At 69.8% G+C, this 18,138-nt stretch carries 18 protein-coding genes and 3 tRNA genes; 16 read left to right on the top strand and 5 right to left on the bottom strand.

Annotation, left to right across the window (positions count from 1 at the left end):
* Positions 1–95 precede the first annotated feature (95 nt).
* The 5 genes from IU476_RS18290 to IU476_RS18270 all read left to right on the top strand — a co-directional run bounded on the left by IU476_RS18290 (position 96) and on the right by IU476_RS18270 (position 2,552).
* A complete protein-coding gene (locus tag IU476_RS18290; protein ID WP_195101646.1) occupies positions 96–815 on the top strand; it encodes a dienelactone hydrolase family protein in 720 nt (239 codons plus the stop codon).
* A gap of 100 nt (positions 816–915) precedes the next feature.
* Positions 916–1,005, top strand: a tRNA-Ser gene (locus tag IU476_RS18285).
* Between the two features lie 80 nt (positions 1,006–1,085).
* A tRNA-Arg gene (locus IU476_RS18280) sits at positions 1,086–1,158 on the top strand.
* A 276-nt stretch (positions 1,159–1,434) separates the two neighbouring features.
* The gene (locus IU476_RS18275; protein ID WP_195101645.1) at positions 1,435–1,965 is read left to right on the top strand and encodes a helix-turn-helix domain-containing protein; all 531 of its coding nucleotides are present in this window, start codon (positions 1,435–1,437) and stop codon (positions 1,963–1,965) included.
* 11 nt (positions 1,966–1,976) lie between these two features.
* Complete coding sequence (locus tag IU476_RS18270; protein ID WP_195101644.1) at positions 1,977–2,552, top strand: PIN domain-containing protein; 576 nt, start codon at positions 1,977–1,979, stop codon at positions 2,550–2,552.
* An 87-nt stretch (positions 2,553–2,639) separates the two neighbouring features.
* On the opposite strand, the gene IU476_RS18265 is transcribed toward IU476_RS18270, so the two are convergent.
* Together IU476_RS18265 and IU476_RS18260 are read right to left on the bottom strand one after the other, a co-directional pair.
* Positions 2,640–4,076, bottom strand: coding sequence for a HupE/UreJ family protein (locus tag IU476_RS18265; RefSeq protein WP_195101643.1), 1,437 nt, complete (start codon positions 4,074–4,076; stop codon positions 2,640–2,642).
* Between the two features lie 189 nt (positions 4,077–4,265).
* Entirely contained in the window at positions 4,266–4,811 is a 546-nt protein-coding gene (locus tag IU476_RS18260; protein WP_195101640.1) for a GNAT family N-acetyltransferase, read from the bottom strand.
* Between the two features lie 217 nt (positions 4,812–5,028).
* On the opposite strand from IU476_RS18260, the gene IU476_RS18255 reads away from it, so the two are divergent.
* The 3 genes from IU476_RS18255 (at position 5,029) to IU476_RS18245 (ending at position 7,484) form a co-directional block, all read left to right on the top strand.
* Entirely contained in the window at positions 5,029–6,171 is a 1,143-nt protein-coding gene (locus IU476_RS18255; RefSeq protein WP_195102047.1) for a DNA cytosine methyltransferase, read from the top strand.
* A 43-nt stretch (positions 6,172–6,214) separates the two neighbouring features.
* On the top strand, positions 6,215–6,631 hold the full coding sequence (locus IU476_RS18250; protein WP_195101638.1) for a very short patch repair endonuclease: 417 nt from the start codon (positions 6,215–6,217) through the stop codon (positions 6,629–6,631).
* Positions 6,632–6,707: 76 nt separating this feature from the next.
* Positions 6,708–7,484, top strand: a complete 777-nt coding sequence (locus IU476_RS18245) for a DUF998 domain-containing protein (RefSeq protein ID WP_195101635.1) — start codon at positions 6,708–6,710, stop codon at positions 7,482–7,484.
* Positions 7,485–7,590: 106 nt separating this feature from the next.
* Here the strand turns inward: IU476_RS18245 and IU476_RS18240 are convergent, their stop codons facing one another.
* Positions 7,591–9,156 carry an esterase-like activity of phytase family protein gene (locus IU476_RS18240; protein ID WP_324194114.1) on the bottom strand — a complete coding sequence of 522 codons (1,566 nt, stop codon included), beginning with the start codon at positions 9,154–9,156 and terminating at the stop codon, positions 7,591–7,593.
* A 113-nt stretch (positions 9,157–9,269) separates the two neighbouring features.
* On the opposite strand from IU476_RS18240, the gene IU476_RS18235 reads away from it, so the two are divergent.
* From IU476_RS18235 to IU476_RS18220, 4 genes are all read left to right on the top strand, one after another.
* The gene (locus IU476_RS18235; protein WP_324194113.1) at positions 9,270–9,995 is read left to right on the top strand and encodes a maleylpyruvate isomerase family mycothiol-dependent enzyme; all 726 of its coding nucleotides are present in this window, start codon (positions 9,270–9,272) and stop codon (positions 9,993–9,995) included.
* 166 nt (positions 9,996–10,161) lie between these two features.
* Positions 10,162–11,976 (top strand): ABC transporter ATP-binding protein, encoded by a 1,815-nt coding sequence (locus IU476_RS18230; RefSeq protein WP_324194112.1) that lies wholly within the window; start codon positions 10,162–10,164, stop codon positions 11,974–11,976.
* A 5-nt stretch (positions 11,977–11,981) separates the two neighbouring features.
* A complete protein-coding gene (locus IU476_RS18225; RefSeq protein ID WP_195101631.1) occupies positions 11,982–13,883 on the top strand; it encodes an ABC transporter ATP-binding protein in 1,902 nt (633 codons plus the stop codon).
* Between the two features lie 184 nt (positions 13,884–14,067).
* Complete coding sequence (locus tag IU476_RS18220; protein ID WP_195102042.1) at positions 14,068–14,616, top strand: putative glycolipid-binding domain-containing protein; 549 nt, start codon at positions 14,068–14,070, stop codon at positions 14,614–14,616.
* Positions 14,617–14,631: 15 nt separating this feature from the next.
* Here IU476_RS18220 and IU476_RS18215 read toward each other — a convergent pair whose 3' ends face one another.
* Entirely contained in the window at positions 14,632–15,582 is a 951-nt protein-coding gene (locus IU476_RS18215) for a prephenate dehydrogenase (protein ID WP_195101629.1), read from the bottom strand.
* A gap of 58 nt (positions 15,583–15,640) precedes the next feature.
* On the opposite strand from IU476_RS18215, the gene IU476_RS18210 reads away from it, so the two are divergent.
* The 3 genes from IU476_RS18210 to IU476_RS18200 all read left to right on the top strand — a co-directional run bounded on the left by IU476_RS18210 (position 15,641) and on the right by IU476_RS18200 (position 16,864).
* On the top strand, positions 15,641–16,180 hold the full coding sequence (locus IU476_RS18210; protein ID WP_195101627.1) for a tRNA adenosine deaminase-associated protein: 540 nt from the start codon (positions 15,641–15,643) through the stop codon (positions 16,178–16,180).
* A gap of 77 nt (positions 16,181–16,257) precedes the next feature.
* Positions 16,258–16,713, top strand: coding sequence for a nucleoside deaminase (locus IU476_RS18205; protein WP_195102041.1), 456 nt, complete (start codon positions 16,258–16,260; stop codon positions 16,711–16,713).
* A 63-nt stretch (positions 16,714–16,776) separates the two neighbouring features.
* Positions 16,777–16,864, top strand: a tRNA-Ser gene (locus IU476_RS18200).
* Positions 16,865–16,912: 48 nt separating this feature from the next.
* Here IU476_RS18200 and IU476_RS18195 read toward each other — a convergent pair.
* Positions 16,913–17,092 (bottom strand): DUF6374 family protein, encoded by a 180-nt coding sequence (locus tag IU476_RS18195; RefSeq protein ID WP_195101625.1) that lies wholly within the window; start codon positions 17,090–17,092, stop codon positions 16,913–16,915.
* Positions 17,093–17,171: 79 nt separating this feature from the next.
* Here IU476_RS18195 and IU476_RS18190 point away from each other — a divergent pair, with 79 nt between their 5' ends.
* The gene (locus IU476_RS18190; protein ID WP_195101623.1) at positions 17,172–18,107 is read left to right on the top strand and encodes an LLM class F420-dependent oxidoreductase; all 936 of its coding nucleotides are present in this window, start codon (positions 17,172–17,174) and stop codon (positions 18,105–18,107) included.
* Positions 18,108–18,138: the final 31 nt, after the last annotated feature.

Here is an 18,138-nt window from a genome sequence, read left to right as displayed (position 1 = left end):
CGGTCGCGGTGTCGGCCCGGCCGGAAAATATTCGGGCGAGCGGTCCTCACATGCGAGTTCTCCCGAAGTTTATGAAGGCGAACTACCCTGGTTCCATGTCGGGCATTTATCGAGACATCGCGACGCTGCGCGCCGGCGGCGTGGCGGCCGACGCCGATCCGAGCCCGGAGGCGGCGGCCCGGGTGCCGATCACCGTCCTCGAGCCGGAGGGTCACGCACGCGGCGCGATCGTCGTCCTGCACGAGTCCCGTGAGTTCGCCGATTCGTTGCTGGAGCTGATGCGGGCGCTGTCCGACGAGGGCTGGATCGTGGTGGCGCCCAACCTGTTCCATCGCAACGGCGGCGGGGACGCGGTCTTCGGCGACGAACTGTTCGCCGACTTCGACGCGTGCTACGACTGGCTGGTCGGGCGCGGCGTGTTCGAGGACTGTATCGGGGTCCTCGGCTTCGACACGGCCGGCACCGCCGCCTGCCTGGTGGCGACCAACCGGCCGATCGGCGCGGCGGTCAGCGTCGCCGCGCCCGGCATCGCCGCCCCGCTCGTCGCCGGAGCGGACGCTTTGGTCCGAGCCGTCCCGCGCCTCCAGGCCCCGTGGCTGGGCCTCTACGGCGCCGACGACCCCGCCACACCCGCCCACGAGATCGAGGGCCTACGCGACGCCGCCGCCCGAGCCCCCGTCGCCACCCTGCTCGTCAGCTACCCCGGCCTCCACCACCGCCCCGACCACCCCGGCTTCGACACCGACTCCGACGCCGAAACCGTCGTCGCCGCCCAGACCCGCATCTTCGACTGGTTCGACAGCCACCTCCGCTGAACACCCCCCTGACCACCCGTTTTGCGTCCTGAGCGGTACCTCTGTACTCTTGCGTCTCGGCGGTTCGAAAGGACCGGGCCCCTCGAACGAGAAGGCTCCAGGAGGCGTGCCAGAGCGGCCGAATGGGACTCACTGCTAATGAGTTGTCCCTTCACGGGGACCGGAGGTTCAAATCCTCTCGCCTCCGCCACACCCGGTTCGCCGGGTAACAACTGAACAAGATGTCACTGGGCATCAACTGCTCGCAGTTCGACAGCCCCAGTAGACCCTGCGCCCGTAGCTCAACGGATAGAGCATCTGACTACGGATCAGAAGGTTGGGAGTTCGAGTCTCTCCGGGCGCGCTTCTGAAACCCCGTCACCTTTCGGTGGCGGGGTTTCTATCGTTCGAAGCCCGTTGGCCAGCATACTCGTTCGCGTTGCGACGACCTCGCAATGGCTAGAAACTTCCCCCGCCATGGAACCGGGTCTGTCTCGCGTCACCCTCGACATACGTCTATGCAGCACCTGTCCGACCTGGGACGGTCAGGCTTGCGCAGGGCGGGGCATGATGCGACACTTATTCGAACGTTTCGAAACATCGTTCGCAATGTTCGATTGGCGAACGGGAGGAGATCCAGATGACTGTCGCAGCGCTGGAGGAGCGGACCTTCATTCCGGCGGAGGACCGTGAGCACCTGGCTTCGGTTCTCGGCTTTCTGGACGCACACGATCGGAATCGCGGCACCCGGGCGCGGCCGAGTTATGCGCTGGTGGGTGTCGATGAGCACGACCGGATCGAGCTTCCGCAGGAAGTGCACGAAGCGCTGAAGCAGGTCGTGGCGGCACTGTTGGCCGGCCGGGCCGTGACCGTGGCGCCGCGGAGCATGACTTTGACGTCGCAGCAGGCCGCGGACGTACTCGGGGTGAGTCGCCCGACGGTGATACGGCTCATCGAGAAGGGCGAGCTGGCTGCCGAACGTGTCGGCACTCGTCACCGGCTGTTGCTCGCCGACGTTCTGGCATACCGCGAGTCACGTCGCCAGCGCCAGTACGACGCCCTGACCGCTTCCGAGGTCGATATCGACGCCGAAGACGACCCGGAGGCGATTCGGGAACAGCTGCGGGAAGTTCGGCGGCAGGTTGCTCGTCGCCGAAACGCAAGGGGCTGAGGCAATCCGGCATGTTCGCCGTCGTGTTGGATACGTGCGTGCTGTGGCCGAGTCTGCAACGCGATTTCCTGCTGTCGCTGGCGATCGAGGGACTGTACCGGCCGCTGTGGTCCGACACGATTTTGGAGGAGCTGGCGTTTCACGAGGCCCGCAAGCTGGTCGATCGCGAGGAGACCGCCGCCGCGGTCGCGGCTGCTCGCGCCGAACGGTTGATCGCCATGATGAAGTCGGCTTTCGACGATGCCCTCGTGGAAGGCTGGGAACCTCACGAGGGCACATTCGGGCTGCCCGATCCTGACGACGAGCACGTCCTGGCCGCAGCGGTCGTCGGCGGCGCCGGCGCGATCGTGACCGACAATGTGCGCGATTTCCCGCACGCCCAGGTCCCCGACCATATACAGATTCTGAAGCCCGCACAGTTCGCGGCCGATACTGTCGCTGTCTCGCCCGAATTGGCGCTCCAGGCAGTTGAAATCCTGGTGTGCCGCCGGAAGAACCCGCCCGAAACCGTGGAAGGTGTACTGGAGAGGTTGGTCGCGCGGTACGGGATGGTGGAAGCGGTCGAGTTGGTCCGCGGCGTGTGCTAACCCCTCGTCCGTCTGCCTGGTTGCGACGTTGTACCAAGCGAAGGCACTGCCGGGCAGTGTCACCCGGGACATGAACACGGCGTTGTGTCAGGAAGCCTGCACCCGCTCGACGGGGTTGGCGGTCTCCTTTGTTTCGGGTCTGTGGGTGGCTGTGGTCGGTGAACGTTGTTTCAGCGCTTGGGCGAGCAGTATGACGACGGCGAGGATGGTTGCGGTGATGGTGAGCGGGAGGAGCAGTTTGCCTGCCTGGTCTGCGGTGCGGGCGATGGGGTTGGGGTAGCCGAGGCGGTCTGCGGACCAGGCTAGGGCGGCGAGGATTGTCAGAAGTGCGCCGCCGATTCGGAGGGGCGGTTGGGCTCGGGTGATAGCTAACGCCAGTAAGGGGGGTAGGGCGAGGGCTACCAGTAGGAGTTGGACGGCTTCGATGCCGAGGTTGAAGCCGAGGAGGCTGAGGGCTAGTTGGGTTGTGGAGAGCTGTAATTCGGTGAGGGTGAAGGCGAAGGCCAGGCCGTGGATGAGGCCGAAGATGGCTGCGACCGAGGGTTCTCGGCCGGGGAACAAGGGGCGGATGGCGTGGGTGGCGCCTATGAGGATTGTTGCGGCTATGAGGGTTTCGATGGGGCGGGCTGGGAGGTTGAGGCGGGTTAGGGCGCTGGCTATGAGGGCGGTGGAGTGGCCGAGGGTGAAAGCGATTGTGACGGTGAGGATGTGGCGTACTGCGCGGCGTGGGCTGTGGGATGGGTGCCAGCGGGCGGAGCGGGCGGTGAGTACCGCGGGGAGTAGGAGGGTGAAGAGGAACAGTAGGTGGTCGGTGCCCTGCAGGATGTGGTGGGCGCCGAGGGTGACCATTTCGGTGAAGACGTGCCAGGCGGTGGGGTCGGTGAGGTTGACCGAGAGTGGGGGGACGGTCATGGAGTCGGCGTCCATGCGGATGATGCCGATTTGCCTGGCGTCGTTGCCGGTGTCGGCCTGTCGGGCCTCGTTGCCCATGGTGATCTGTCGGGCGTCGCTGCCCGGAGCGGTCTGTCCGGCGTCATTGCCGGGGTTGTTCTCTCGGGCGTTGTTGCCCGCGTTGTCCTGCCGAGCGGAATAGCCCGCATCGACCTGCTGGGCAGCGCTGCCCGCTCCGACACGCCAACCCTGACGCACCGCGACCAGGGCGGTGTGGGTGGGGATCTTGTGGATGACCGCGTCGTAGCCCAGTACGAAGTGGCGGGTGTCGGCACCCGTGGGCGGGGTCAGTGCGGCGTGGGCGACGAGTTCCTTGTAGGCGCCCGTCGCCGCTGGGGTCCCGCGGTCCAGGCGCATCTCGCCGATTCGGACGGTCCACGGTATGCCGTCAGGCGTAGCAAAACGCACGTGCTCCAGCAGATAACGCACCAATCCGGCGGAGTCCTCGGCCGAAAGCCTGGTGCGGGAGTCGACATCGATGCCGCTGGCTTCGGCGAGACCAGCGGCGGGGATGGCGAATTCGGCATCGATGGCGGTTTCGCGCACGTCGAGAAGGATCTTGGTGCCGGGCATGGGATGCGCCGGGGCGGTGATCGGGTTGCACAGTAGGGCGACGATCGTGCAACCTAGTGTGGCCAATGCTCTGAGCAGAGTGCGTCTCACCGGCCAACGATGGCCGATTCATGAACCCGCTCGAATCGGTCGATCGACCTATCTTGCTTTCATCGGCGCACAGCGCCCGGCCCTGTGCCGCACCGGAACTCAGCGGCGCAACTCCCACACCACATCCACCCCCACCTCACCCGGCAGCTGCCGTTCCCGGGGCGGCGACAGCCGGGCGATCTCGGTGAAGCCGAGGCGGCGGGGCACCCCGCCGCTCGCCGTGTTGGCGGCATCGTGCCAGATCTGAACGCGTTCGATGCCGGGAAGCGCGAACGCCGCGGTGATCAACGCCGCGGCGGCTTCGGTGGCATACCCGCGACCGGTGAACGCCGGATGCAGCCAATAGCCGATCTCCAACCCGCCCGGCCCTATTCGGTTCTCCAGCGAGCACGTCCCGACGATCTCCCCGTCGACCACGACGACATAGGAGTAGGCGTCTCCGGCCAGCCACTTCTCCTTCGCCCGGTCGAGGAATTCCCGGACCGCGCCGCGCGGATGCTCGCCCGCAGCGGACACCCAGGCCATCCACGGGCGCAGGTGCTCGAGCGACTCGTTGATGAGGCGGTGGAGCGTCTCCTCGTCCGTGCGCCGCACCCGGCGCAAGCGGACGCGGCCGTGCCGGAGGGATTCGGCCGGGTAGGTCATGCCGCCATGGTCGTCACGGAAGCCGGAGCGGGCAAATACATTTCGCCGAGTGTCCGCACCCGGCAGCTTCGCGGAACGGACCGGGCGGCCCCCCGAACGGGTGTTGATCGATGACCGCCCGGAAGCACTCGAGTAACGTTCTCCCGCGGGCCCGGCACGGCGGTGGCGGCGCCTGCCCAGGTCGGGAGGCGAGAGGAGAGCTGTGACGGGCGCGCGGATGGTCGGGCTGTTCGCCGGGATCGGCGGACTGGAGCTCGGCCTGAGCGTGCACGGCTGGCAGACCGAATTGCTGTGCGAGATCGAGCCGGGCGCGCAGGCCGTGCTCGCCGCGCGCTTCCCCGACGTCGAATTGCACGGCGACGTGACGCGTTTGCGCGCGCTGCCCGCCGGCACCGACCTGGTCGCCGCCGGATTCCCGTGCCAGGACCTCTCGCAGGCCGGCCGGACCGCCGGAATCACCGGCGCCCGTTCGGGTTTGGTGGACCAGGTGTTCCGGCTGGTGCGGCGCAAGCGCGGGCCGCGCTGGCTGCTGATCGAGAACGTGCCGTTCATGCTGCAACTCGATCGCGGGCAGGCCATGCGCCATATCACCGCCGCGCTGGAGGAACTGGGCTACACCTGGGCCTATCGGGTGGTCGACGCGCGCGCGTTCGGTCTGCCGCAGCGCCGGCAGCGGGTGCTGATGCTGGCCTCGCGCACCGAGGACCCGCGGCCGGTGCTGTTCGGCACCGACGCCGGGCCGCGGACCATCGGCGACGCGGCCGTCGACCCGTGCGGTTTCTACTGGACCGAGGGCGTGCGCGGGCTCGGCTGGGCGGTGAACGCCGTGCCGACGCTCAAGGGCGGCTCCGGCCTGGGCATCGCCAGCCCGCCCGCGGTGCGGCTGCCCTCCGGCGAGATAGTCACGCCCGGTCTCGCCGATGCCGAACGGCTGCAAGGCTTTTCGCCGGGTTGGACCGAACCCGCACTGGCCGCCCCGGGTATTCGGCAGGGCCATCGGTGGAAGCTGGTCGGCAACGCGGTCAGCGTGCGGATGGCGGCGTGGGCCGGTGCCCGGCTGGCCGATCCGGTGGTTCATGCCGTGCCCGACGAACTGCCGCTGCCCGCGCACCGCTGGCCCGCCGCCGCGTGGGGACATGCCGGGACCGTCCACCGGGTGGCCGTCTCCACCTGGCCGGTGCACGAACCGTACGAGGACCTGCGCTGGTTCCTGGAGGACGCCCGCCTGCTGTCCGCCCGCGCCACCGCCGGCTTCCTCCGCCGCGCCGCCCGCGGCAGCCTGCGCTTCCCGCCCGGATTCCTGGCGGACGTGGAAAGCCATCTGCTGCGCATGGGAGGCTTCCCACAAGAGGCGGCCTGAGCAAAACGGAGAGTTCGATGCAGTACCGCGAGGATCGGAGTCGATGACCACCGAGCGGCCCCCGACCGACGCGCGCACCAGCGCGCGCATGTCCCGGCAGCGCCGCGTGGGCACCGCGCCCGAGACCGCGCTGCGCAAGGAACTGCACCGGCGCGGCTGCCGGTTCTTCGTCGACCGGCCACCGCTGCGCGGCCTGCGCCGACGCGCGGACCTGGTGTTCCCGCGCCGCAAGGTGGCCGTCTACGTCGACGGCTGCTTCTGGCACTGCTGTCCTGAGCACGCCACCTATCCGAAGAACAACGCGCAGTGGTGGGCCGACAAGCCGGCCGGGAACGTGGCCCGCGATCGCGACACCGACGCGCGGCTGTTCGACGCCGGTTGGCTGGTGGTGCGGGTGTGGGAGCACGAGTCCGCGGCCACCGCGGCCGACCGCGTGCAGGCGGCGCTGTCGGGACGATAGGTCATGATGGAAGGGGAACGGAGGCATCCATCCGACCAGTCCGTAGTGGGGCCGACGAACCGAAGAATCGAGGGCGATGGCGCAGACCGAACATTCGCGCGTCGCGGCGGCGGTGCTGGACCGAGAGCCGCCGGTGCCTCGACGTCGCCGGATTCTGCGCTGGTGCCTCGCGGCGGCGATCGCGGTCGCGGGCGTCTGCTATTCCTCGTGGGTGCTCGAATTCGTGCTGCCGATCGGGCTGAATCCGGTCGACTCGTTCCTGAGCGAACTGGACGCCGACGGCCGCCCGTACGGCTGGGTCTTCTCCGCCGCGGACACGATCGCGGGCACTCTCGCGCTGGCCGCCGCGCTCGGCGGGCTGTTCGCGTATTCGCGACGACGACTGTCGACCGTGGCGTGGGTGGCGCTGGGCTGCTTCGGCGCCTCGACGATCGCCGACGCGCAGTGGCCGATCCAACCGTGCTCGCACAACTGCGACAACGGCCTGTTCCCGCAGCTGCACCAGGTGCACGCGCTGACCAGCACGCTCGCGGTGACCTCGATCTTCGTGGCGATGATCGCGTTCAGCGTGGCCGCGTTCCGCTACCGTCGCTGGCCGATCCTGCGGCATTCGGGACTGTGGATTCTGGTGCTCGGCTCGGCGGCCACCGCCTGGATGCTGATCGCCGACAATCTGCCGGGCGACTACGCGCTCGGCATCGCTCAGCGCATCCAGGTGGGGTCGATGTCGCTGTGGCTGATAGCGCTGGCTGTGCAGATCGGGGTGGCCGAGCGGGTGGTCAGCGGCGGCGGGCCCGCACGGCCACCAGCGACCGCGGCGCGGACGAGGCGACCGCACCCGACACGGCCATAGCGGCCAGGATGGTCAGCGCGAGCGCCCCGACTACGAATTCGATGACTATGTGCATGACTCCACGGTGGCACCGCCGCCTGTGGTTCCTGTGGGTAAATCCTGAGAATCAGCCGACGGTGACGGTCACCTCGGCCGTCGACGTGCGCGCGGGCAGTTTGCCGGTGTCGATCCGGAGGATCTCGCCGCTGTCCTGAGCGCCGTTGGGCAGCGTCTTCGGTTTCAGTCCGAAGGGCGGCGCGTCGCCGGTGCTGCCGGCCAGACCGAAATCGCTGTCGTTGGCGATGTAGAGCGTCCTGCCGCCGTCGGTGGTGGCGACACCCTCGATCTTGTCGTGGCCGAAGAACCCGCCGTCGGGCGCGAGGCCCGCGACCAGGCCGGACAGATCGAGATTCGAGTTCTTGGCGACCGGAGTGATACCGGCCTTGCGCAGCGCGGCGACGCCCTCGGCGGTGGAGACCGCGCCGACATAGGTTTCCAGCGGTTTGTCACCGATGAGCAGGCCCGAATTCGGGTCGTAGTGCGCGCCCGGGACGGCCGCGTCCGGGCCGACGTCGGTGGCACCGGCGATATCGATGGTCCACAGCTTCTTGTCCGACTTCGGGGCGAGCTTGCTGTCGCGCTCGTCGACCAGGAAGGTGGTGCCGCCGAGCGCGGTGATCTCCGAGACGGCCAGCTGGCTCTTCGGGGGCTCGAGCGGGTAGACGAACTCGCGCACCGTCTTGGAATTCAGGTCCACCGTGACGATCCGGGTCATCGGCACCTCGCGTGCGGAGGCGACACCCGGTGTCCGCAAAGCGCTTTGGACGATGCCCACCAGCGTGCCGCCGTCCGGCGTGACGGTGAGCCCCTCCATGCCCTGGTTCGGCGTGCGCAGGGACAGCTCCTTCGGCAGGCCGCTGCCCGGTGCGAGCCGTTCGAGCTCGGTGCCCGCGGCGTCGAAGTGCACCAGGAACGGGCCGTATTCGTCGGAGACCCAGAAGGTTCCGTCGGGCAGTGCTACCAGGCCCTCCGGATCCAGGCCGTGATCGGTGGGTGCGAGCGGGTGGCCGTCGAGATCGCGGATGGTCTCGCCGGTGGAGGCGGCCGTGTCCACCATGCCGTTGAACGGCACGCCCGCGCGGTTCTTCAAGTCGATGGTCGACTCCAGTTCCGCGCGGTTGCCGGTCAGCCTGAAGCGGCCGATCTTCGGCACGAAATCCGGTGTCGGGGTGAGCTTTTCGTTCTTCGCCGGACCGTCGACGTTCGGGCCGCGATCGGTGAGGCCGTAGAACTCGTCGGTGCTACCCGGTACCGGCGCGAGGGCCGAGCCGAATCCGCTGCCCTGCACCGTGGTTCCGCCGAACCGGCCGAGTTCGGGAATGTCGGTGGTGTACAGGCGCACCGCGTCGGTGGTGGTGACCGAGAGCGTGTCCGAACCGGTGAAGCCCGCGTCCGGGGTGTAGAGCAGGCTGCCGTCGGGGCGATGCTCGATCCGGCCGTGCGGCGGGTCGGCCACCGCGACGGCCGCGCTGCCGCCGGTGCGGGCGAGCAGCTCGTCCGCTGAGATCACCAGCGGCCGATCCGGTCCGGTCCTGAAGCCCGCCGTGGAGCCGCCCCCGGAGCAGGCGGTCGCGAGGGTCGCGCACAGGACGGCGGCCAGGGTTGCGGATCGGATACTGCTGCTGTTTCTCACCTTTGTTGCCTATCGTGGTCGGGCAACGGCCGGTTGTCGGCCGCCTGAACAGTTGCCTCTCGGCGCGCGATATCGAGCAGCGCGGCGCGCCCGCGATGAGTAGTCTCACATCCGTGACCAGCGATGCCACGGAACTGAGCGAGCATCTCACCCTGCTCGGCACCGTCGACACCGCGACCGCCCGACTGCTCGGCGCGGTGGCGGACCTGACCGACGCCGACCTGCCCGGCGCGTCCCGGTGCGCGGGCTGGACGCGCGCGCACGTACTCGCCCATCTGTCGCGCAATGCGGACGGCCTGGTGAACCTGCTGCTGTGGGCGCGCACCGGCATCGAGACACCGCAGTACGCCAACCAATTCCTGCGGGACTCCGATATCGAGATCGGTGCGCAGCGACCGCTTTCCGAGCAGATCGACGACCTGCGCGCGTCCGCCGACCGCTGGCTGGCCCTCGCCCGCGCCATGCCCGCCGACCGGTGGCCCACCCCGGTGCGCACCCGCACCGGAAAAGAACTGCCCGCCACCGCGATTCCGTGGTTGCGGCTGCGCGAGATCGAGATCCATCACGTGGATCTGAACATCGGCTACGGTCCCGCCGACTGGCCGGGCGAGTTCGTCGCCCGGTTGCTGCCCGAGGTGGTCGAGGGCATGGACCGCGACACCGATCCGCCGGTGAGCTTCACGGTGACCACCACCGACACCGGCTACACCGCGACGGTCGGCACCGCGCCGACGACGGCGATCAGCGGCCCGGCGGCGGCCCTCGCGGCCTGGCTCATCGGCCGGTCCGACGGCACCGACCTCACCGGCGACCTGCCGGACCTGCCGCCCTGGCTCTGACAACCGCGCACAGCGGCCGTTCGTAGGTGAACTCGGCCCCGCCGGAAAACCGGTGGCGGGGCACCGCCGGACTTTGGCAACCTGGAAAGTCGTACCCCGGCGCGCGCTGTGCGGCGCCCGCCGTTGCGGGGCGGGAAAACCGTGCGAACGACGAAGGGGGATAGCTGTGTCCGTCGTGCTGGCGGGAGCCTCGTCCGATACGGAGGCCGACAGTACCGAAACGTTTGCGGCCACCGAGGTTTCACACACCGGTCCGCTGCGGCGGCTCTGGCCCGACATCCGGCCGTTCCGGCGCGCGCTGTACGCCAGCGCCGTGCTGCCGGGCCTCGGCATGCTCTGCGATCTGCTGGTGCCGGTGCTGACCGCGCACATCGTCGACGGTCCGGTCGCCCGCGGCGATTTCGCCGGTGTCTGGTGGCCGGTGCTGGTGGTGACGGTGCTCTCGCTGATCAGCACGGTCACCTCGTGGTCGCGGCGCTGGATCATCGCCCGCCCGGCCGCGCAGCTGGAGGTCGGGCTGCGGGCCCGGCTGTTCCGGCGCTTGCAGATTCTGTCCGTCGGCGTGCACGACGGCATGGAGTCCGGGCAGCTGACCTCGCGGGCCATCACCGACATGTCGACGCTGCGCCGGTATTTCGCGTTCGTGGCGCCTTCGCTCGTCGCGCTGTCGATGAGCGTGGCGGCCGGCGTGCTGATCCTGTTCGCGTTCGCCTGGCAGATCGGCGTGGTCGAACTGCTGGTCGCGGTGCCGCTGGTGTTGCTGGCGCTGCGGTTCGAGCAGGAGTACGGGCGGGCCTCGCGGCGCGCCCAGGACCAGTCCGGCGACCTGGCCACCACCGTCGAGGAATCGGCCCAGGGCATTCGCGTGCTGAAGGCCTTCGGCCGGGGGCTGTGGTTCGGCGGCCGCTTCCGGCGGCAGGCCCGGGAGTTGCAGCGGCTGGAAATGCACAAGGTGCGGCTCGCCGCCCGGCTGTGGACGGCGCTGAACACGGTGTCGATGCTGAGCATCGCGGCCACCCTCGCCATCGGCGCCTACCTGCTCACGCGCGACACGATGACGCTGGGCACCCTGGTCGCGGGCATCACGCTGGCCACCTATCTGCAATGGCCGATCATGGGCATGGGGTTCCTGCTGGCGGAGCTGAACCAGGCCCGCACGGCCGCGGAACGGTACTGGGAGATCATCGACACCCCGGTCACCATCACCGATCCCGCGCGCCCGGTGCCCGCGCCGCGCCCGCTGCGCGGCGAATTGCGTTTCGAGAGCGTGCGTTTCCGCTTCCCGGATGCCGAACGCGATCTGCTGCAAGACGTTTCGCTGCACATCCGGCCCGGGGAGACGGTCGCGCTCGTCGGGGCGACCGGCAGCGGCAAGTCGGCCGTGCTCGGGCTGGTGCCGCGGCTGTTCGACGTGTCGGCGGGCGCGGTCACCATCGACGGCGTGGACATTCGCGCGCTGCGCCTGGCGGAGTTGCGCTCGATCGTGTCGGTCGCCTTCGAGGAGCCGGTGCTGTTCTCGGCGAGCGTGCGGGAGAACATCACCCTCGGCTATCCGGATGCGACCGCCGCGCAGGTGCGCGCCGCGCTGGAGGTGGCGTGCGCGGACGAGTTCGTCGACGACCTGCCGTGGGGGTTGCGCACCCGCATCGGTGAGCAGGGCCTGAGCCTGTCCGGCGGCCAGCGGCAGCGACTGGCCCTGGCCCGCGCGGTGCTGGACCGGCAGCGGCACGCCGACGGCCACATCGTGGTGCTGGACGATCCGCTCTCGGCCCTGGACGTGGCCACCGAGGAACTGGTCCAGGGCCGCCTGCACGCGGCCCTCGACGGCGCCACCGTGCTGCTGGTCGCCCACCGGCCCTCGACGGCGGCCTGGGCCGACCGGGTCGCGGTGCTGGACGGCGGCCGGATCATCGCCGACGGTCCGCACGAACGGCTGCTCGAAACCTGTTCGCGCTACCGCGAACTCATGGGCGGGAAGTGACGGAGATGACGGAAACTGCTGTCTCGCAAACGGATAGAGAAGAACGAGCGGCCGACGCCGAACCCGAGTGGCGGGGCGTGGCCGCGGAGGAGAACGAGACCACCGACGCGGTGAATCTCGCGCTGGCGGCGCGGCAGCGGCGGCTGCTGTGGTCGCTGGTGCGGCCGTATCGGCTGTGGGCGCTGGCGGCGCTGGCGCTGGTCGTGGTGGACAACGCCGCCATGGTGGCGACGCCGCTGTTCGTCGCGCACGGGCTCGACGCCGGTGTGCGCCCGGCGCTTTCGGGCGACTGGGGGCCGCTGCTGTTCGCGATCGGCGGGGTGGTCGGCTGCGCGCTGCTCGGCGGCGTCACCACGTTCCTGTTCGTGCGCGTCTCCGGGCGGCTGAGCCAGCAGGTCCTGTTCGACCTGCGGATGCGGGTGTTCGCGCATGTGCAGCGGCTGTCGGTGTCCTTCCACGAGAACTACACCTCGGGCAAGATCGTCGCCCGGCTGACCAGCGACCTGGAGTCGCTGGAGGACCTGCTCGACCGCGCCCTCAACGACGCGCTGAGCGCGGTGCTGTCGGTGGCGACCATCGCGGTGATCCTGGTGTGGCTGGACATTCCGCTCGCGCTGGTGGTGCTGGCCGGGTTCGTGCCGCTGGTCTACGTGACCCGCTGGGCACAGCGCCGGCAGCGCGCGGGCTACCGGCGCACGCGCACCGCCATCGCCAAGGTGGTGGTTCATTTCATCGAGACCATGAGCGGGATCCGCGCGGTGCAGGCCTTCCGGCGCGAGGACCGCAACCAGACCATCCTGGCGGGGGAGGATGACGAGTACCGGGCCGCGAACGCCGGCGCTCTGCGCGGCATGGCCGCGTACATCGGCCTGGTGCGGTTGATCAGCAACGGGACCACCGTGGTGATCCTGCTGGTCGGCGCGTGGCGAGTCATCCACGGGCACGCCGAGATCGGTGTGCTGGCGGCGTTCCTGCTGTATCTGCGGCAGTTCTACGGTCCACTGGACGAATTGGCCCAGGTGTTCAACTCCTATCAATCCGCCGCGGCCGCGCTGGAACGCATCTCGGGCGTGCTGGAGGAGCGGCCGGCCGTGGCCGAACCGCGGTCGCCGCACCTGCTCGGCCGGGCGCGCGGCGAATTGTCCCTCGAGGATGTCCATTTCGAATATCCGGCACGAAAAACTCAGGACGACACCGATACGGCGGAAAATTTCGGGAAAACGCCGGTGCTACCGGAATTCTCGTTGCGAATTCCGGCCGGGCAGGTGGTCGCTCTCGTCGGCGCCACCGGTGCGGGGAAATCGACGCTGGCCAAACTCATCGCGCGTTTCTACGACCCGTCCGGCGGTGCGGTCCGGCTCGACGGCGTCGATCTGCGCGCGGTGTCGGATGCCGACCTGCGCCGCAATATCGCCATGGTGACGCAGGAGTCGTACCTGTTCTCCGGGTCGGTGGCGGACAATATCCGGCTCGGGAAGCCGACAGCCACCGATGCCGAGGTGCACGCCGCGGCGCGCGCGGTGGGGCTGTACGACTTCGCGATGTCGCTGCCGGAGGGCTTCGACACCGACGTGCGCAAACGCGGCGGGCGGTTGTCGGCGGGCCAGCGGCAGCTGGTCGCCTTCGCCCGGGTGTTCCTGGCCGACCCGGCGGTCATCGTCCTCGACGAGGCCACCTCCAGCCTGGACATCCCCGGCGAGCGCCAGGTCCAGCACGCCCTGGAAACCGTCCTGCGCGACCGCACCGCCGTCATCATCGCCCACCGCCTCTCGACCGTGGCCATCGCCGACCGCGTCCTGGTCCTCGAATCCGGCCGCATAGTCGAGGACGGCACCCCCGTCGACCTGATAGCCGCCACCGGCCGCTTCGCCGCCCTCCACACGGCCTGGCGCGAGTCGCTGGTGTAAGTGGAACCGCGCGGACGATGGTGCCCGTGCGCCACGCGTCGCGGGGCGAGGCGCACGGCGCGCGGGGGTTGGCGGGTACGTCACTTACGGTAGAGAGGTGAGCAATCCAGCCCAGGGCAATTCGGCGGCCGCCCAGGCGAGCGGCGCACGTGCGGAAGCGGCGGCGGTGTCGCGCTGGCCGGCGATGCTCACGTGGCGCTCGCACAACGCCGCGCGGATGGAGTCGGTGCGGGTGATCCTCACCGGCAACCGGATCCGCGCCTCGGGCCGGATCATCGCCGGCGAGTCCGAGGAGCACCCGGCCTTCAGCGCCTCCTACGACCTGGTCACCGACGAGAGCGGCCGGACCAAGCGGCTGTCGCTGCGCAGCACGGTGGCCGCGGGGGAGCGGCACGCCTCGATCGCCCGCGACGAGGAGAACTACTGGCTCATCGACGCGGGCGGTACCCACGTGCGCTCCACCTTCGGCGGCGCACTGGATGTCGACGTGGTGCTGAGCCCGTTCTTCAACACGCTGCCCATCCGCCGCTACGGCCTCGCCCAGGCCGCCGAGGACGTGCAGGTCCCCGTCGTCTACGTCCGCCTCCCGGACCTGCTGGTCCAGGAGGCGAGCCTGACGTACTCCAGCGGCGCGGACGGAATCCACGTGCTCTCGCCGGTCTCGAGCGCCACGGTCACCGTGGATTCCGACGGTCTCGTGCTCGACTACCCGGGCCTGGCGGAACGCATCTGACCGCAGGCGAGCCGCTCAGTCGAGCTTGCGCAGGACTCCGCCGCGCTGACCCGCTTCGCGCAGGCGCTCGAGCCAATCGTGGTCGCCGGGGCGGATGTCGGTGATCTCCCAGCGTTCGAGGGTGTCGTAGCGGTCGCGCTCGCTGTAGCCGGCGTCGACGAGTTCGCCGAGGGTGCCGTCGGCGGACAGGGTGTCGCGGGCGGCGGTGAGCAGGCGCAGCGTGTCGTCGAGGGCGTCGAGCAGCGCGGTGGCGTTCGGCTCGCAGATGGCGCGGACGAGGTCGGGTGCGGTGGCGGCGACGCGGGTGCCGTCGCGGAACGAGCCCGCCGCCAGGCCCAGCGCGAGGTCGCCGCCGCCCGCACCGGCCACCGCCAGCGCCTCGGCCAGCACGTGCGGGAGGTGCGAGATGCGCGCGACGGCGCGGTCGTGCTCCGCCGCGACCACCGGCACGAGGTAGGCGCCGCAGTCGAGCGCCAGCCGCGCGACGCGGGTCCACGGGTCGGCGTGCGTGCCGGCGTCGACGCCGATCGCCCACGCGGCACCCTCGAACAGGTCGGAAGACGAAGCGGCCCAACCGGATTCGGCGGTTCCGGCCATCGGGTGCCCGCCCACGTAGCGCTCGCTCAGCTCGTGGTGCCGCACCGTCGCCGCGACGGGCGCCTTCACGCTCACCACGTCGGTGAGCGGACAGCCCGGCGCGAACTGCTTCACATCGGACAGGATCGGCGGCAGGGCCGGCATCGGGACGCCGATCACGAGCAGCGCGTCGGCCGCCGCGGCCCGCGAAAGCACCGCTTCGATATCGCCGCCGACATCGAATCCGTCGGCGCGCGCGGCCCGCACGCCGGCCTCCGAACGGTTGTATCCCCAGGCTTCATAACCCGCGGCCGCGGCGGCGCGCAGCACCGATCCGCCGATCAATCCCGTTCCCAACACGCATACGGCTGATTTCCGGTCGCCTGTCATCCGATCAGATTGGCATACGACTTCAACATTTCCGCCCAAGCGGACTACCGTTGCGGCCATGGCAGCACAGCGCTCGAGCACGAACAGGGCGACGTCGGATGATTACGAAGACGTCGAAGGGTTCGCAGTGGCGGTTGTCCGCGAAGAAAGCACCTGGCGATGCAGCCCGCTGTCCCCCGCGGCACTGAACAGTTTGGCGGCGGCCGAACACGAACTGCGCGCACTGCGCAGCACCGGAGCGGTGTTCGGACTGCTCGATGTCGACGACGAATTCTTCATAGTTTTGCGGCCCGCGCCGACCGGCAGCCGGCTGTTGCTCTCGGACGCCACGGCGGCGATCGACTACGACATCGCCGCCGATGTCCTCGAGACTTTGAATATCGAGATTCCGGATATCGACCCCGACGAGCTCGACGACATCGAGCCCTGGGAAGAGGGCGACCTCGGCGTGCTCGCCGACCTGGGCCTGCCGGAACCGGTCCTGAGCGTGATCCTCGCCGAGACAGACCTGTACCCGGACGAGCAGCTCGGCATGATCGCCCAGCGCCTGGGCTTCCAGAACGAGCTGTCGGCGGTGCTGGACAAGCTGCCGCGCTGACCGGTGCCGAATACCGAGCGAGCACCGGGCAGGACGCGGGCGGTCGGCTGCGGCGACGCGCGGGGCGACGGCTCGTGATGCTCTCCGACGAGGAATTGGTGCGCGCGGCGCTGGCGGCGGCGGCCGCCGCCGACCCGCGCGACGTGCCGGTCGGGGCGGTCGTATTCGACGCCTCGGGTCGTGAACTGGCCCGCGCGGCCAATGCGCGCGAGGCGCTCGGCGACCCCACCGCGCACGCCGAGGTGCTGGCGCTGCGCCGGGCCGCCGAGGTGCACGGCGACGGGTGGCGGCTCGCGGGCGCCACGCTGGCGGTGACGCTGGAGCCGTGCACGATGTGCGCGGGGGCGCTGGTGGCCGCGCGGGTCGAGCGCCTGGTCTTCGGCGCGTGGGAACCGAAGACGGGCGCGGTCGGCTCACTCTGGGACGTCGTGCGTGACCGCCGCCTCAACCACCGACCGCAGGTCCGCGGCGGGGTCCTCGAAACCGAGTGCGCCGCAACGCTGGACGCGTTCTTCCGTTCCCAGCGGCCGTGACGCGGGCCGCGGCCGCGCACACCGATTTCGGGATTCGCGGGTCGTTCCGGTAAAGTCACCGGCGGTGGCGTGTCCGAGCGGCCTAAGGAGCACGCCTCGAAAGCGTGTGAGGGGTAACCCCCCTCCGAGGGTTCAAATCCCTCCGCCACCGCTCTCGCCCCTCACCTGTTGCGCAGGTGAGGGGCTTTTTCGTGGCGGCTCACCGTTCGGTGCTGCCCGCTAGTTCGCTGAAGACCCGCAGGCCCTCCGTGACTTTTCCGGACATCACGTTCAACTGCTCGGCGGACAGGGCGGTGCTGGTGGCCGCGGCGGTGGCGAGGTGGTCGCGCACCTGCTCCAACCACAGCTGCGCGAACTGGATGTGGCGGTCGAGAGGCATGCCGCTACAGTACTCCTATTCGAACAAGAGTTCGATAGTGAATTCGGCGCGTCTCCATGATCATCGGTACGTTGGGGGCGTGGACCTACGGATCTTCACCGAACCCCAGCAGGGCGCGACCTACGACGATCTCCTGCGCGTCGCGAAGACGACCGAGGACGCGGGCTTCGACGCGTTCTTCCGGTCCGACCACTACCTGAAGATGGGCGGCGTCTCCGGCCTGCCGGGCCCCACCGACGCCTGGATCACGCTGGCCGGGCTGGCGCGCGAGACCTCCCGGATCCGGCTGGGCACCCTGGTCACCGCGGCCACCTTCCGGCACCCGTCGGTGCTGGCGATCTCGGTGGCGCAGGTGGACCGGATGTCCGGCGGCCGCGTCGAATTCGGTTTCGGCGCGGGCTGGTTCGAGGACGAGCACCGCGCCTACGGCATTCCGCTGCCGGACGTCGCGGAGCGGTTCGACCGGTACTCCGAGCAGCTCGAGGTGATCACGGGCCTGTGGGCGACCGTCGAGGGCGAGACCTTCGACTACCTCGGCAAGCACTACGCGCTCGAGCGGTCCCCGGCGCTCCCCAAGCCCGCGCAGCGGCCCGGCCCGCCGGTGATCATCGGCGGCATGGGCAAGAAGCGCACCCCGGAACTCGCCGCGCGGTTCGCCAGTGAGTTCAACCTGCCGTTCGCCGATCCCGCCACGGCCACAGCGCAATTCGAGCGGGTGGCCGCGGCTGCCCGGGAGATCGGCCGCGATCCCGGCGAGATCACCAGATCGGCCGCGCAGGTGCTGTGCGTGGGCCGCGACGACGCCGAGGTGTCCCGCCGTGCCGCCGCCATCGGCCGCGAGGTCGAGGAGTTGAAGCGCAACGGCCTGGCCGGCACCCCGGCGGAGGTGGTCGACAAGATCGGCCGCTACCGCGAGGCCACCGGCATCACCCGGCTCTACCTGCAAACCCTGGACCTCTCGGATCTGGACCATCTGGAGCTGGTGGCCGCGGAGGTCGCCCCGCAGCTCGGCTGAGCGGCCGTCCCGCCACGACACGAAAGAGCCG

Source organism: Nocardia blacklockiae, from assembly GCF_015477355.1.
Classification (GTDB): domain Bacteria; phylum Actinomycetota; class Actinomycetes; order Mycobacteriales; family Mycobacteriaceae; genus Nocardia; species Nocardia blacklockiae.
This window is presented reverse-complemented; position numbering and strand designations above follow the sequence as displayed.